General features: G+C 57.6%; 14 protein-coding genes and 2 pseudogenes. 10 read left to right on the forward strand and 6 right to left on the reverse strand.

What is annotated here, in order from left to right:
- Positions 1-99 precede the first annotated feature (99 nt).
- Positions 100-225, forward strand: a pseudogene (locus PH562_RS29660) (DUF4334 domain-containing protein); the annotation flags it as partial.
- 123 nt (positions 226-348) lie between these two features.
- Here PH562_RS29660 and ligD read toward each other — a convergent pair.
- Together ligD and PH562_RS29670 are read right to left on the reverse strand one after the other, a co-directional pair.
- Positions 349-1,398 carry a non-homologous end-joining DNA ligase gene (gene ligD / locus PH562_RS29665; protein ID WP_285177457.1) on the reverse strand — a complete coding sequence of 350 codons (1,050 nt, stop codon included), beginning with the start codon at positions 1,396-1,398 and terminating at the stop codon, positions 349-351.
- 494 nt (positions 1,399-1,892) lie between these two features.
- A complete protein-coding gene (locus PH562_RS29670; protein ID WP_285177498.1) occupies positions 1,893-2,189 on the reverse strand; it encodes a PRC-barrel domain-containing protein in 297 nt (98 codons plus the stop codon).
- A 388-nt stretch (positions 2,190-2,577) separates the two neighbouring features.
- Here PH562_RS29670 and PH562_RS29675 point away from each other — a divergent pair, with 388 nt between their 5' ends.
- Together PH562_RS29675 and xth are read left to right on the forward strand one after the other, a co-directional pair.
- Positions 2,578-2,766, forward strand: a complete 189-nt coding sequence (locus tag PH562_RS29675; protein WP_285177458.1) for a hypothetical protein — start codon at positions 2,578-2,580, stop codon at positions 2,764-2,766.
- Entirely contained in the window at positions 2,763-3,533 is a 771-nt protein-coding gene (gene xth / locus PH562_RS29680) for an exodeoxyribonuclease III (RefSeq protein ID WP_285177459.1), read from the forward strand. The genes PH562_RS29675 and xth overlap by 4 nt, the downstream gene beginning before the upstream one ends.
- A gap of 252 nt (positions 3,534-3,785) precedes the next feature.
- Here xth and PH562_RS29685 read toward each other — a convergent pair whose 3' ends face one another.
- Entirely contained in the window at positions 3,786-4,307 is a 522-nt protein-coding gene (locus tag PH562_RS29685; RefSeq protein WP_285177460.1) for a DUF4142 domain-containing protein, read from the reverse strand.
- 119 nt (positions 4,308-4,426) lie between these two features.
- Complete coding sequence (locus PH562_RS29690) at positions 4,427-5,833, reverse strand: cytochrome B6 (RefSeq protein ID WP_285177461.1); 1,407 nt, start codon at positions 5,831-5,833, stop codon at positions 4,427-4,429.
- 521 nt (positions 5,834-6,354) lie between these two features.
- Here PH562_RS29690 and PH562_RS29695 point away from each other — a divergent pair.
- From PH562_RS29695 to PH562_RS29720, 6 genes and pseudogenes are all read left to right on the forward strand, one after another.
- Positions 6,355-6,606: a type II toxin-antitoxin system ParD family antitoxin gene (locus tag PH562_RS29695; RefSeq protein ID WP_285177462.1), complete on the forward strand. Its 252-nt coding sequence runs from the start codon at positions 6,355-6,357 to the stop codon at positions 6,604-6,606.
- Positions 6,606-6,899, forward strand: coding sequence for a type II toxin-antitoxin system RelE/ParE family toxin (locus tag PH562_RS29700; protein WP_285177463.1), 294 nt, complete (start codon positions 6,606-6,608; stop codon positions 6,897-6,899). Before PH562_RS29695 ends, PH562_RS29700 begins: the two co-directional genes overlap by 1 nt.
- A 559-nt stretch (positions 6,900-7,458) precedes the next feature.
- Positions 7,459-8,046 (forward strand): ArsR/SmtB family transcription factor, encoded by a 588-nt coding sequence (locus PH562_RS29705; protein ID WP_152094770.1) that lies wholly within the window; start codon positions 7,459-7,461, stop codon positions 8,044-8,046.
- Between the two features lie 4 nt (positions 8,047-8,050).
- Positions 8,051-9,289 (forward strand): MFS transporter, encoded by a 1,239-nt coding sequence (locus tag PH562_RS29710; protein WP_285177464.1) that lies wholly within the window; start codon positions 8,051-8,053, stop codon positions 9,287-9,289.
- Between the two features lie 467 nt (positions 9,290-9,756).
- Positions 9,757-9,999, forward strand: a complete 243-nt coding sequence (locus PH562_RS29715) for an SDR family NAD(P)-dependent oxidoreductase (RefSeq protein ID WP_285177465.1) — start codon at positions 9,757-9,759, stop codon at positions 9,997-9,999.
- Positions 10,000-10,503: 504 nt separating this feature from the next.
- Positions 10,504-10,658: pseudogene (locus PH562_RS29720) on the forward strand (helix-turn-helix domain-containing protein); the annotation flags it as partial.
- A gap of 21 nt (positions 10,659-10,679) precedes the next feature.
- Here the strand turns inward: PH562_RS29720 and PH562_RS29725 are convergent.
- Positions 10,680-12,089, reverse strand: a complete 1,410-nt coding sequence (locus tag PH562_RS29725) for an O-antigen ligase family protein (RefSeq protein WP_285177467.1) — start codon at positions 12,087-12,089, stop codon at positions 10,680-10,682.
- 133 nt (positions 12,090-12,222) lie between these two features.
- Positions 12,223-12,798, reverse strand: a complete 576-nt coding sequence (locus tag PH562_RS29730; protein ID WP_285177469.1) for a sugar transferase — start codon at positions 12,796-12,798, stop codon at positions 12,223-12,225.
- Between the two features lie 187 nt (positions 12,799-12,985).
- Between PH562_RS29730 and PH562_RS29735 the strand changes: the two genes are divergently transcribed.
- On the forward strand, positions 12,986-13,921 hold the full coding sequence (locus PH562_RS29735) for a UDP-glucose 4-epimerase family protein (protein ID WP_285177470.1): 936 nt from the start codon (positions 12,986-12,988) through the stop codon (positions 13,919-13,921).
- Positions 13,922-13,932: the final 11 nt, after the last annotated feature.

Below are 13,932 nucleotides of genomic sequence, written 5' to 3' on the forward strand. Positions count from 1 at the left end.
TGGAAAGCTCCGGGCCTACGCGCGCTGACCCCATGCAACCATAGGGAGGGGTTCCTTTTGGGAGCCGATAAGGGGTCCCGTTACGACGCCGATTGACACTATGACCATCAACCCATCGTCGATCATTTCCGGAGGATCGATGAGCAGAGGGTGATGGGCGCGATGACGATCAGGGGCGACGAACGGATTTATTTCTTCGAACTTCAACGCGTCGACGAGTCTTGAAAACGGCTCATCCGGCCATCATTTGCCGTTCTCCACCCGTATTGATGATCGGGTTTGCACAGCCCGTCCGCCGCGCGCGATGGTCCGGGTGGGCTGGCGCTCGCGTATGGGTCGAGCGCCCTATCAATGTTCGGCGGTTGGCTCGCCATTTATGTCGAATACTGCAGCATTGTCCTGGACCTCCCGCAAGCCCTTATAGGAAGCGTGGCGCAGATTGCCGTCATCGGTCCATCCCCGAAACTCGATCTCGGCGATCAAGGTCGGCTGTACGAAGACGAGCTTCTTGCCCTTGAGCGGCACTACGGGTTGGCTGGTTTTAAGTGTGTCGAGCTTCTTCCTGAGATAGGCGGCATCCTTGGCATCGAACCCCGTTCCGACGGCGCCGACATAGACCCAATCGTGGCCCTTTCTGCCGGCAACAAGAAGGCTCCCGATGCCGCTGCGGGCGGAGGCGGATCGCTCATAGCCGATGATCATGAAGCTTTCGCTCTGCACGCATTTGATCTTTATCCAATCTCCGGTTCGCCCGGATCGATAAGGTCGATCCCGGTGCTTGGCAATAATGCCCTCAAGCCCTACCGAACAGGCCTTGGCGAGAAGTGCCGCGCCGTCACCCTGGACTTCTTCCGACAGCTGTGTTGCGCCCGTGGCACCATCGAGAAAATCCTCAAGCAAATGCCGGCGGGCGGAGAGCTCCATTCCCGTGAGATCGTGACCATCAAAATAAAGCAGGTCGAAAGTGAAAAAGACCGCTTCCGTCGAGGCTCGTTTGCCACCGCGTCCGCCAAGCGATCGCTGCAATGCTCCGAAGTCGGAGTGACCCTTGTTATTAAGTACCACGGCCTCGCCATCGAGGATGGCGGTCCCGACATCCAGTTTCCGCGCGGCATCGGCGATGGCCGGAAAGCGATGCGTCCAGTCATGGCCGCCGCGTGTGATGATGCGCACACGTTTCGGCTCGATATGGACGCACAGGCGATAGCCGTCCCACTTCACTTCGAACGCCCACTCCGGGCCTTGTGGCGGAACCGTTTTCAGAAGAGCCAGGCAAGGCTCGATCCGGCCCGGCATCTTGTCAAAGGGAAGATTGGGCTGGTAAGGGTCGCGGCGCCGGGCGGGCTTCGACCGGGCGACTTGGTCCTCCCGCAGCAACGGCTTGGCGGGTCTCCTCATCGTTTTGCTCGCTTCTCGGCCTCGACCGATCTCTCCAAGGCATCCATGATATTGATCACATTGCTGGACTGAAGTGCTTGCGTCGTCTTGCTCTTTGGGCTGGGGGAGTTTTTCAGGCGCCTCTTCCTGGCGGCGACAGTGTCGAGCAGCAGCTCCTGGGCCGGCTCGGCCACCATTTTCGGGACCGGATCGTTGTCTGCCGTCTGACGAATTCACGGATGAGCGGCATCATGTCTGGGTTCGTCTTCTCATAGCCGATCCTCTCGAATACAAATTTCGGCGCGGACCTTGTCGCCGTAACGCAGCGCCAGGCAACGATACGCTTGCCGCGTGGCTCGATCATGACGGTACGTTCGCGACGCGAGATCATCAGCCGGGATATGCCGATTATTTTTAGACGTCCACCGCATCGCGGATCACGCAAAACGCTGCCCGGGATAGCGCGAGGCTTATAGAAGAGGCCCCGCTCTTGCGGAAGCTCCCTTCCCCAGTCTTTAATCGCGATGCTCCGGCATTGCCTTCAGCTGGTCCTTCGTCCAGGACGTCACGCCATGGATCTCACCGCTTTCGTCGCGCATGAAATCGAGATCGGTCACTCGAACGGACACCGGCTTTGCACCGATACCGAGGAAGCCGCCGACGTCGATCACGACGCTGCTGCCGCTGCCGGCCCCATGCACGTGGTCAACCGTGCCAATCTTGTGATCATCGGCATCATAGATCGATGCGCCTTCCAAATTAGCCTGTGTAAGTTCTTCTTCGGCCAGTCGTATGTGGTTGCTGTGATCCATGAGCGAATCCTCCTTTTGCTTCCGAAAGCAATATTGATTGGCAAGGTGATCGTTGTTGCGTTCCTGCTTGTCCATGTGCTTGGAGCTATCGCTGCGGCCCACGATATTTTCTCCTCGATCAACATGAGGACCAACGGCGGTTTGAAGGCTTTGTTCCCAGCTGAGTCTATTTGCCGTCAAATCCCTATGGCCGGCATCCGGCGCAGGATCGGAGCAAGGTCATGTCCTGAAACTTGTCAGGTCATCCTAAGATGCATTTGGCCGTCGTAAGTAATCGCCAAGTCGAGAGTTTGATTTATAGCGAAGCCTCTTCCATGCGATTGATTCAATGCATCTTTTAGGGACGTGGCGCGTTTTGGCGGTATGACAACCGGAATGGAGTAATTCCATGACGACGAGAAAACGCATCGGTACCGGCATCGACAAACGCAATGTCCGGCAAAAGGAGACAGGTCAAGTCAAGACAAGCGTCGATGTCAGCCGTTCGCTTTCGGCCGACCGGCATCACAAGCCAAGGAAGAATGCCAAGCCCGTTGAAGGTGATCGCGACCATTACGGCGAGCACGGAAGCGCATGAGGATCGCCACCTTCAATGTCAACGGCATCAATGGCCGGCTCGATATTCTTCTGAGATGGCTCCGTGAAACAAAGCCTGATGTCGTTTGCTTGCAGGAATTGAAGGCACCGGACGATAGATTTCCGGTTAAAGCGGTAAACGACGCGGGCTATGGGGCGATCTGGCATGGTCAGAAAAGTTGGAACGGCGTCGCCATTCTGGCAAAGGGGCAGGAACCCCTTGAGACAAGACGCGGGTTACCGGGCGATCCCGACGACACGCATAGCCGATATATAGAGGCGATTATCGACGGCATTTTAATCGGCTGCCTCTACCTTCCAAACGGGAATCCGGCACCAGGTCCGAAGTTCGATTACAAGCTTCGCTGGTTCGAACGGCTGAGCACCTATGCGATTGAACTTCTGGATCTCGACGCAGCTGTGGCGCTGGTCGGTGACTTCAATGTCATGCCGACCGACATCGATGTCTATGCGCCTGATAGATGGCGCGATGACGCGCTCTTTAGACCGGAGGTCCGAGCCGCTTATGCCGAACTCACGTCGCAGGGATGGACGGATGCGTTGCGATATCTGCATCCAGACAGGCGAATCTATACCTTCTGGAAGTATTTCCGGAACGCATTCGCGCGCGACGCGGGTCTCAGAATCGATCACTTTCTGCTCAGTCCTGCGTTGGCGACCGACCTTACAGTGGCTGCGGTGGACAAGTTCGTGCGTGGATGGCCGCACGCCAGCGATCACGCGCCGGTGTGGATCGAGATTGGCTGATATTTTAATCAGCAAAATTCATCAATCCCGCGTGGTGGCCGGGAAGGGAGCAAAGGCCGACCGTCTGACGCGGGCGTTTCAGGCGACGAGCTCCATATGCGCGCTATTCAGCGGCATCACCTTATAAGTTCTGCACCGCGGAAGACTTTTCCCGTGATCGGGTGCAGCAGCCTCCGCCGGCTAGAGCAAGGTCAGCAGGAAAGCAGCCACCTCATCCTTTCATTTTGGCGCAGCGCCCAAGACGATGCCTTTCTAAGGCCTGTGCTCGTTCGCTGCCACAGCGTCTGGCAGAAACCGGACGCCGGCCCCGGTGAGGGCGGCGTTGATCTCTTGTGCTTGACGGAGATGATCGAGCACGATCGGTAGCATCGATCCGGCCAGGCGTTGCATCTCTGCATCCTCGCCGAAGGAGATTTCCCAGGCCAGCAGTTGCGCCGTCTTCTGATGATCGACAATCTGGGCCGCAATATAGGCCCTGTCGAAAGGCTCGCCGTTCAGCTTATCCAGGCGGTCGCGGACCACCTGATGGTCGGGATCAAGTCCAGTCGGCAGCGGGATCTTTGCGGCATCGGCGAGATTTTTGAGCTTTCCATTGGCATCGCTGTGGTCCTGAACCATCCTGTCGGCAAACTGCTTTACAGGGTCGGCGCTGGCCTTCTGGCCCGCCATATGGCCCAACTCCACTTCGGCTAATCCACCTGCGGCTGCAAGCTGTGCGAACAGCCGGTCTTGGTTGTTGGTCTGGTTGGGAGCCGGAACACCCGGTTTTGCCATTCTCGTGTCGACACCCATTCCCGCTGGATTGCCGATTTGGGCGGTGGCCGTGCTCGAAAGCAGCAGCAGTGCGCTGAGAGCAACGATAACATGACGGCCCATGCGCTTCTCCTTTGTCCTCACAGTGTGAGCATGTAGGCGACGAGATCCTTCTTTTCCTGTTCCGTCAGCTTCACGCCTAGGACGAGATTGAAGAACTCGACGGTATCGGCAAGGGTCAGCAAGCGGCCATCATGAAGGTAGGGTGGAGAATCCTTGATGCCGCGTAAAGTAAAGGTCTTGATCGGCCCATCGGGCAGCGTGACGAAATCGTTGAAGACCTGGCCGATCTTGTAGAAGCGTTCAAGCTTCAAGTCGTGCATGTTGTTGTCCATGAACGCTGTCTGCGGCACATGACACTCGGCGCATCTTCCCTTGCCCATGAATATCTGTTCGCCGGACACTTCCTGAGGCGTGGCAAGTGCAGGATCCAGCCGCCCGAACGGATCGAGTTTGGGTGCCGGCGGAAAATCGATGATGTTCTGCATCTGCGCCATCATTGCGACCTGGTTGGGTCGGTCGGGAAGATTGACCCCTTTGCGTGTCGCGCTCACGTGATCGCCGTTGAAATAGGCTGTTCGCTGCTCGAATTCGCTGAAGTCTTCGACCGAGCGCAGCGATCGCTTCGACCCGTGGATCTGCTGGTTGAAGAGGCCGCGCAAGCTGGTGGTGTCAAGTCGAAACCGGTCGGCCTGAGGACGAACGTCCGGCGTCAGATGAAAGGCGGCATTGGTGTGAAAATTGGAATGGCAGTCGAGACAGGCGACGCCGGTGCTCTGATCCGCAACCTTGCGGTCTTCGGTCTGGTTGAATTCCTCCTGCGGAAACGGAGTCAGAAGCAGCCGAAGCCCTTCCATCTGGACCGGCGTGATGACGCCGTTCATGATTTCGTAGAAGTTCTTGATCGTCAGCAACTGACCTCGCGAGACGTCTCCGAGTTCGGGATGTGTGGTCAGGAAGATCGGTGGCGGAAACTCGGGCGTGAAATTATCCGGAAGATCGAAATCGACGTCGAAACGACGCAGATCGCGCATCTCCTGAGCGTGAATTTCATCGATTTCACGATTTGGAAAAACCTGGCCGCCCGTCGCCTGCTTGACATGAGGCAAGGGCAAAAACCCTTCCGGCAGAAGGTTCCGCGCTCGGATCTCCGATGGCTTCATGGCGGCGAGCTGATCCCAGCTGACATTTGCCGGAAGCTTGACGCGAACGCCGTCTTGCACCGGCTTCATGCCGCTGGACATCTTGACGTCAGGCATGGGCTTGTCGGCAAGATCATAGCGCCGCTCAAGCAGCATCCTCTGCCGTTCCACGACCGCGGGCTTTTGAGCCTCGTCGATCGCCCGGGCTTGCAAAAAGGGCATGGTCGGCAGCGGCCTGTAGGTCGCATCAGGCGGCAAGGGATCGGAAATGGCTCCGACGGCAAGGACTGCAACTCCAGAAAAAGAGGCGCCAAAAGCCAGACTTAAATAACGAGATCTCCGCATGTCCCTCTCCCCGTCGCGGACAAAGTCAGCGTTCCCAACTTTGTGGAAGATCAAAAGTTCCGGGCGGCAATCGGACATTGTGAAGAAACCTCCGAACCGAGATCGAGACGATGGTGCTTTTCTACGTGTTGCCCTGCATTGGCGTAGGTTTCATTCTCTGGTCCTCTCGATGGGCCAGAGCTTACTTCAAAATAGATTATTTCACGGGGCAACGTCAGATGCGATGGCAGATGTGGGGCATTTTTTGCCTGCCTATTCCATCTCGATAAGTCGACATCAGGCAAAAGCCATTGTGATATCCAATCGATGAACTAGCGCAGATCAGATCTGTCGGATCTTAGGGTTCGAATCCTTTCAAGAGCGGCCATTTGAAGATCGGCGTTCCACGCAAGCGAGAGCGCCTTATCGCGGCGATGCGCGATGTCGAGAATGAACCTAGCCGAGCTGCGCTTCGAACCCGCGAGAGCGATTTGACAAACTTTGCCAAGTTCGGCTAATCTTCTCGTCCTATGGAGAATCGAATGGCTACGATGAACGTATCTCTTCCGGACCCGATGAAAGATTGGGTCGAGGCGCAAGCAAAGACCGGGCGATATTCCAATGCGAGCGACTATGTGCGCGATCTGATCCGGAGGGACCAAGTTCGCTGTGATAAGATTGCCGCCATGCAACGCTTCGTTGATGAAGGTCTTAAAAGTGGTGTTGGTAGCCGGTCGAAGGACGAACTCTTTGCCGCGGCAGTCGCGCGTGGGGAAACGACGCGCGGCAGGTAATGCGTTTTAGCCTTTCAGTCCAAGCGGAAGAGGATATCATTACAATCGCCGAACAAGGTGTGCGCATGTTCGGATCCGCACAGGCTAGGCGGTATCATGACGAACTGTTTGCGGTGCTTGATCTCATTGCCGCTAATCCGCGAATGGCGCGTGAGCGAGAAGAGATTTCGCCGCCAGTTAGAATTCATCCGTTTAAAGCCCATCTCATTGTCTACCGGATCGAGGAGAACGGAGCAATTTTCGTGATCCGAATACGGCATGGACATGAAGACTGGGCGAGCGATCCCGTTTAAGCACTCGCCGAGTGAATGAACAAGCACAGTTGCATGATGGGCATTAAGGCCGGGAGTGTGACGCGTGTCCACATCATCTGGCATTCCCTAAATCGCTATTATCCCATGCTTTTATTTGCGGGATCTGCTGTTCGATCCCCATCAACTGCAAAAATGTATTTTTGTGACCGGGATTCGCGGTCAACCGGTCTTGGCGCCAGCACAGCTTCGTCGGCTACGCAACATGGGCGATCTCTGCTCTTGGAATCGGTCGGGTAGTGACCGCCTGGAAAACTGATCCTGTTTGAACTCCATCACATCTATCTCGCGAAGAGCCGGGATATTCATTGCGCTAGCCATATACGACCCTCCGCGTCATGGTTCGACCACACCTGCCTTTGAATATTGTCAGACCTCCACGCGCCCGAATTGCGCATCGTCCTACTGACGTATCCTGCCTCAAGCAGGCTCCGGAGAGACCTTACGCCGACATTTCGACCTGCTCCAATGTCGTCAATTTGCAAACAAACCTTTGCAAACATTTGTTTGTGATATATTCTCCAGCTTTGCGAGGAGCCTCATGACAGAACGACGCGAGATAAGCCTTGTACAACCGGATGCCAGAGCTTTGCGCGCGCTGGCGCATCCGCACCGACTGCGCATGCTAGGCATGCTGCGCGTCAATGGCCCCGCAACAGCGACCAGTCTTGCGGCTCGATTGGGTTTGAATACCGGCGCAACGAGCTATCATTTGCGACAGCTCGCAAAGCACGGCTTCATTGAAGAGGATGAGGGTAGAGGGAATGGGAGGGACCGATGGTGGCGGGCGCGGCATGAACTGACGTCATTTCCTCCGACAGACGAAAATGAGGACGCATTGGATGCCGGTATTGCTTTTGCCCAAGCCGCGTTAAGTGCCCAAATTACACAGATGAAGACCGCCTTGGCGCGCCATGCCGATTTGTCGCGAGAATGGCGCCTGGCGTCGACTGTCAGTGACTATTGCATTCCCCTGACGGCAGCTCAGACCGAGGCATTGGTTAAAAGACTTCATGCCGTCCTGGACGAAGCTATGGAAATGGCACCGAAATTGGGCGGCTCGCACGAGCCCGACGTTCAACCTGTTACATTTATCTTGCACGCGTTTCCATATCCCCTTGAGGACTAAAAAAGTGAGTGACAAGAAACCACTCGTTGCTTTGGCCGCTGGCACCGTTGCATCTGTCGGCGGCACGCGGCTTTCGGCAATTGCTATCCCATGGTTGGTATTGACCTCGACTGGCGACCCGGTGCTGACCGGTGTGGTGGGGATGGCGGAATTGCTGCCATACGTGGCAGCAAAAGCGTTTGGCGGGCCGTTCATCGATCGTATTGGGGCACGGCGGATTTCAATTTGGAGCGATGGTTTGTCAGCGATTGCCGTCGCTTCAGTGCCTTCGCTGTATTGGATTGACCTGTTGTCAGTTTGGCTGTTGCTGCCGGCCGTCGCCCTTATCGGAATATTGCGTGCCCCGTCTGATGCCGCCAAACAAGCGTTGGTTCCCAGCGTCGCGTCCATGGGCAAGATGCCCCTTGAACGAACAACGGGTATCCTCGGAGCCAGTGATCGGCTTGCCGGTACGTTGGGGGCGGCTGGAGGAGGGGCGTTGATCGCCTTGATCGGAGCAGCGCCGGCATTGCTGACCAATGCGGTTGCATTTCTTTTGGCGTCCCTCGTGGTTGGACTGGGCATCCCGCGGCCGACGGTGGCGGATACGGCGAAGCCGCGCACTTCTGCGACCTATCTGCATGATTTGGCGGCGGGCTGGTCAACCTTGCGCAACGAGTCTATCTTGGTCACGCTGGTTCTGATGCTCGCAATCACAAATCTCTTTGACCAGGCGTATGCCACGGTGTTGCTGCCCGTTTGGGTGCGATCGTCGGGGCTCAGCGTAACATGGGTTGGCATATTCCTCGCGGCTTTCTCGGGCGCGGCGGTTGCCGGTGCGGCGATGGCCGCAGCTTTTGCCGAGCGTCTGCCGCGGATGCTTGTTTACACGACTGGTTTTCTTTGTGCCGGGCCTGCGCCGATGGCAGCGCTTGCCTTGGATCCCGGTCTTCAAAGTATCCTCTTGGTTTTGCTGACCGGTGGGTTTGCCGCCGGGTTTATCAATCCGATTATCGGGGCCATCTTATTCGAACGCATCCCCGCAGTATTGGTGGGGCGGGTGATCGCGCTTGTGGGAGCGCTCGCCTGGGTTCTAGTGCCATTCGGAGGCCTCTATGCCGGACTGTTGGTCGACACGTTCGGCATTACATTGGCATTGGGCGTAACGACGCTGCTCTATTTGATCGCAACGCTCGCTCCACTGGCCATGCCAAGCTTTCGCGAAATGAACCGAAGATCGATCGAAAAGGTACCGTCGACGTAAGCAGCCGATGCAACCGGGCATGACAAGGAAGTTCGCTCACGTCGTCGCTAGCAGCAACGATTTGGCGCGCGCCGGAACCTTCTGCGACACCACATTCGCTGCATTCAAGAACAATCTTGGTGAATGGATGCAAGGGGCAGTCTGATTTACGCCTGCGAGAGTGGTTGGCTGATGGCGCCGCTCAGGAAAGCCGACGACAACGGCTCGCCCCTGACGAGCAGGTTCTCCGCAACGCTGAACCGTTTAGTGAAGCAGGGGCTGGTTCGACAGGCGGGCACCGCCGAGGATGCCGACCGGGCCAGTTAGCGTGATAGGAGCAGGGGACAAGCACTTCTTGCGTCAGATACAGAGCCGCTGTGTTCATTTGCGTCGCGACTTCACCCAGTTTTACATTTCCGAAGCTCCGTTTAGCGGAACTTCAAGCTGATCCAGAGGTTTCACCCCCATTCAACACCTCGGAGTTCGCTATGAAGCCAGCCGTTGCCCTTGTCACTGGAGCGGGATCCGGAATCGGAAAAGCGGCGGCGTTTGGTCTGGCCTCGGAGGGATACAAAATCGGTGCGCTCGGGCGCACGCCTGAAGAGATTTCCTCCACCGTGGAGGAAATCCTGGCGAACGGGGGGCAAGCCGTCTCCCTTCTGGCGGACGTATCGGATGAAGGCCAGATGGATGCCGCTGTGGGGCAGCTTGTTAAGCAGTATGGCCATTGAGAACAGACAGCGTGCTCGTCTGCACGGCTTTGCCGTATTGGAGAGGATGCGGAAAGGTTGCTTGTGGCACTAGGGGAGATCCATGGTGCCGGAGGAGCTCCTATTGGTCGTCGTTCAAGCGATCTGGATCGAAAATGATGCTCAAAAGGCGATCTCCAGTTCTGGTCGACGGCGGGAGTTGCGTTCGCCGACCTCCGGGTGGCGCTTATGGCTCAGCGGTTGCGCCATGTGCACATCAAGTTACCCACTAAAAGGGGAAGGACAGACATCGACGCTGTTTTTGATTCAGAAGGCGGTTGTGGGAAGCGCCGAGCTTAAGTCGATAAGCGCGACATAGGGTAACGGAACGGCCGACAGCGAGGAACCATTGGCCGCGCCGGCTAAAGCGCTCAAAGCGCCCCTTTGATCGCCGCGGGTCCGGAAATATCAACCATATCCGGATGTGTACGCTGACGTAAATATCGTCTGCCGTGGTGCTTGCGAGCCGAATCTTGGTAGCGGTAGGGCGAAGGCATGCGCTATGTGTGTCGGGAGTTCGGGAGTTCGGGAGTTCGCGTAAGACCGGCTATAAGATCTTCAATCGCTACAGGGAAGACGGGTTGGAGGCGCTCACGGATCGGTCACGGCGGCCTGTGCACTATGCCAACCAGCTACCCGAAGCGTTCGTGCAACTATCATGCTCACGCTCTCACGGCCGCTTCCTTCCTTTGTACCTCCGACGTCGTCAAATACTCCCCCTTCAGCCGCATATGGCACCAGCAGGCGAAGGCGGAGCTTGCGAAGGCCAGGCTTTCGCCGATCGCCAGGCGGTTGTTGGAGTTGCTGAGGAGCGTCAATGAGAAAAAGAACAGGCAGGCGATGTATGCGTGCCATGCGGCGCGCGGAATAATGCCGGCCTTGCGGGCACGCCAGACGGCGCGGATGAAGGTGGCAAGCATAAAGCCCATGATTGCCGCACCGAACAGCCCGTAGCGCACTAGGATTTCCAGATAGCCGTTGTGCAGCAGCGTGTACTGGACATGTGAGTAGCGCGTCTCGGCCCAGCGTTCGAGCCATCTGTTGCCCCAGCCGAAGATCGGTGCGGAGGAAAAGACTTCCCAGCTGTTCGACCAGAGCTGCAGGCGTTCGTCCATCGACACCGGCGTATTGCTGGAGCTGATGGCGTTTGAAACCACGCCGCCCATCTCATGGCCATTGGCCACGTTCTCCACCATGGAAAGGGCGGCCGACACAGTTGGGCCGGCCGTCTTGTCCAGATTGTGCCTGACGCCATAGATCCCTGCGATCAACAGGGCCGCGACGGCGATAATGATGATGGCACCGCTCCTCAGGCGCAGGTAGGTCAGCGTAATGAGCGCAAGGACAGGCAGTGTGATGCCGAGTGCCAGCCAGACGCCTTTCGACTTGGCACCGTAAATGGCGATGAAACAGAGCGCGAAGATGAAGGGCGACGCGATATAGGCGACGCGGGCGATCCGGCGGTCGCTCGATTTGTCCGTCAGGTAATGTAACAGCCAGAATAGGGTGAAGATCACGATCATGCCGCAGGCGACGGCGCCGTGGATCTGGTTGTTCATAATCAGCGGGCGGATGGTTTCGCCGGCAAAGACCTCGCGCAGATGCTGAGTGGCGACCAGCATGATGAGGACCACGGCGAAATAGGCCGCGACGATCTTTTCCATCAGCTCTTCGTAGAGCAGGAAGGCGACGCCCATGATGGGGAAGAAGAAGGGGAAGGCATAGAGCCAATCCGAGGCGCCGATATCGTGCTGCGGCGTCAGCCAGAAGGTGATGAAGAAACGCGCCATGACATACAAGGCCCAGCCCATGCAGAGCCAGCCGATCCAGTCGGTGCGCGGCCGTATCGGCGCCTTCATATAGTAGTAGAGGGCGATCAGAGAGAGGAGCGCGGTGGCATACCTGTAGGCGTCGCTCTCGACGACGGTCGGCGAAGCGACAAGCAGCCAGAGAATGCCGCCGATGATGGCGAGCGGTTTCGTCATGTTGCTTCCTGCCTTCGTGACGCCGATCGGTTCGGCTGCAAGATCAGCATGCGGTTTGTTGATGCGCGAGTCGTCCAATGTCGTCATCCGCCTTCGTCCAGAATCGGTTCACCATCCGGCATTCCTCGCCCCGTCACGGGCCGTATGGTCGCAAAGGGGCAGGAATACGGCAATTTTCCCGCGCCGTTATGTCACTGATGCCGATTTCGCCGATTGTTTGTCAATGAGCAACTCCGTCGCGCCGGACCACTTTCAATACCGTCAGGAAAATGATCTTCAGATCGAAAAGAAAGGAGCGTCGGTGCAGATAGTCCTCGTCCAGCGCCACCTTCTCGGGGATCGGCAGTTCGTCGCGGCCGTTGACCTGCGCCCAACCGGTCAAGCCCGGTAGCAAAGCGTCGACGCCGCGTTCCGTGCGCAGGGCGACGAGATCGTGCTGGTTGAAAAGGGCAGGGCGGGGTCCGACGATGCTCATCTCGCCTTTCAGGATGCACCAAAGCTGCGGCAATTCGTCGAGACTCGACTTGCGCAGGAAGGAGCCGATCGGCGTCAGATAGATATTGGGGTCCTTCAGCAGATGGGTCGCGACCGCCGGTGTATCGGTACGCATGCTGCGAAATTTCGGCATGCGGAAGATCTTATTTTTTCGGCCGACCCGATCCGACCAATAGAGGATCGGACCAGGCGAGGTCAGACGCACTGCAAGTGCGACGATCAGGATCGGGATGAAAAAGACGACGATCGCGGCTAGAGCGGCGAGAAAATCGAAAAGGCGCTTGGCGATCGTATAAAACATCTTCTCTTGTCGTTGCATCGCCCTGTATTCTGAGGGTGATCAAGGTCGTCAGTGCTCCGTCCATCTCATATCGCGATTTCAAGCACAACCATTCCCGGTAAGATTCCCCGCCCTTGTTCTAAGCAGACATCCCGTGCAAAGCATGTCTCAGTTAATCATGGTGCGGAAATGTGGAGGCAGCTGGCGGATGATCCTGGTGACGGGTGCGACGGGTTTTGTCGGACAAGCTCTGTGCACGGAGCTTTCCCGCCGGCGAATGGAGTATCGGCCGGTCAGCCGCAACTCCCGCCCAGGTTTCGTCGCCATCGGGACGATGGATCGCGATACGGATTGGACCGATGCGCTTGCCGGCGTCGATGTCGTCATGCATCTGGCGGCCCGCGTCCATGTTATGAACGAGAGCGCCGCCGATCCCTTGGCCGCGTTCCGAGCCGTCAATGTCGATGCGACCGTCAACCTGGCGCGACAAGCCGCGGCCGCGGGCGTAAAACGCTTCATCTTCCTGAGCTCGATCAAGGTCAATGGCGAAGGGACGTCTGCGGCAAGGCCCTTCAGCGCTTCGGACGCGCCGCATCCGGAAGATGCCTATGGCCGCTCGAAGCTGGAGGCGGAGGAGGCCTTACTCGCGATATCAGCGGAAACGGGCATGGAGGTCGTCATCATCCGGCCGCCGCTCGTCTATGGTCCCGGCGTCAAGGCGAATTTCGCAAGCCTGATGAGGTGGGCTGCGCGGCCGTTTCCCTGGCCGTTTGGGGCTGTTCGAAACCGCAGGTCGCTCATTTATGTCGGCAATCTCGTCGATTTCATGTTGCTCAGCGCTCGCCATCCGGATGCCGGCAATCGTGTGTTTTTGGTCAGTGACGGCGAAGATCTTTCGATCGGCCAGCTGATCTCAAAATTATCCCTTGCCTCGGGGCGCAAGGCTTGGATGCTGCCCGTGCCGCCTGCGCTGCTCGAGGGACTCGGCGCGCTCTTGGGGCGTCGAGCCGCCGCCCAGCGGTTGCTTGGCTCGCTTCAGGTCGATATGGGCGAGACGCGGGCGGTTACCGGCTGGTCGCCGCCTTACTCGGTCGAAGAAGGATTGGCGGCAACGGTCGCAGGTGCGGGGACCAAGGTGCGCTGAGCAGGCCTCTC

It is taken from the genome of Rhizobium centroccidentale (genome assembly GCF_030182565.1).
Lineage (GTDB): Bacteria > Pseudomonadota > Alphaproteobacteria > Rhizobiales > Rhizobiaceae > Rhizobium.

What these genes read in the sequence shown, in the direction of transcription:
- ligD (WP_285177457.1), bottom strand. Translation starts at nt 1,398, where the DNA reads ATGAGGAGACCCGCCAAGCCGTTGCTGCGGGAGGACCAAGTCGCCCGG.
- PH562_RS29670 (WP_285177498.1), bottom strand. Translation starts at nt 2,189, where the DNA reads ATGGATCACAGCAACCACATACGACTGGCCGAAGAAGAACTTACACAG.
- PH562_RS29675 (WP_285177458.1), top strand. Translation starts at nt 2,578, where the DNA reads ATGACGACGAGAAAACGCATCGGTACCGGCATCGACAAACGCAATGTC.
- xth (WP_285177459.1), top strand. Translation starts at nt 2,763, where the DNA reads ATGAGGATCGCCACCTTCAATGTCAACGGCATCAATGGCCGGCTCGAT.
- PH562_RS29685 (WP_285177460.1), bottom strand. Translation starts at nt 4,307, where the DNA reads ATGGCAAAACCGGGTGTTCCGGCTCCCAACCAGACCAACAACCAAGAC.
- PH562_RS29690 (WP_285177461.1), bottom strand. Translation starts at nt 5,833, where the DNA reads ATGCGGAGATCTCGTTATTTAAGTCTGGCTTTTGGCGCCTCTTTTTCT.
- PH562_RS29695 (WP_285177462.1), top strand. Translation starts at nt 6,355, where the DNA reads ATGGCTACGATGAACGTATCTCTTCCGGACCCGATGAAAGATTGGGTC.
- PH562_RS29700 (WP_285177463.1), top strand. Translation starts at nt 6,606, where the DNA reads ATGCGTTTTAGCCTTTCAGTCCAAGCGGAAGAGGATATCATTACAATC.
- PH562_RS29705 (WP_152094770.1), top strand. Translation starts at nt 7,459, where the DNA reads ATGACAGAACGACGCGAGATAAGCCTTGTACAACCGGATGCCAGAGCT.
- PH562_RS29715 (WP_285177465.1), top strand. Translation starts at nt 9,757, where the DNA reads ATGAAGCCAGCCGTTGCCCTTGTCACTGGAGCGGGATCCGGAATCGGA.
- PH562_RS29725 (WP_285177467.1), bottom strand. Translation starts at nt 12,089, where the DNA reads ATGACGACATTGGACGACTCGCGCATCAACAAACCGCATGCTGATCTT.
- PH562_RS29730 (WP_285177469.1), bottom strand. Translation starts at nt 12,798, where the DNA reads ATGTTTTATACGATCGCCAAGCGCCTTTTCGATTTTCTCGCCGCTCTA.
- PH562_RS29735 (WP_285177470.1), top strand. Translation starts at nt 12,986, where the DNA reads ATGATCCTGGTGACGGGTGCGACGGGTTTTGTCGGACAAGCTCTGTGC.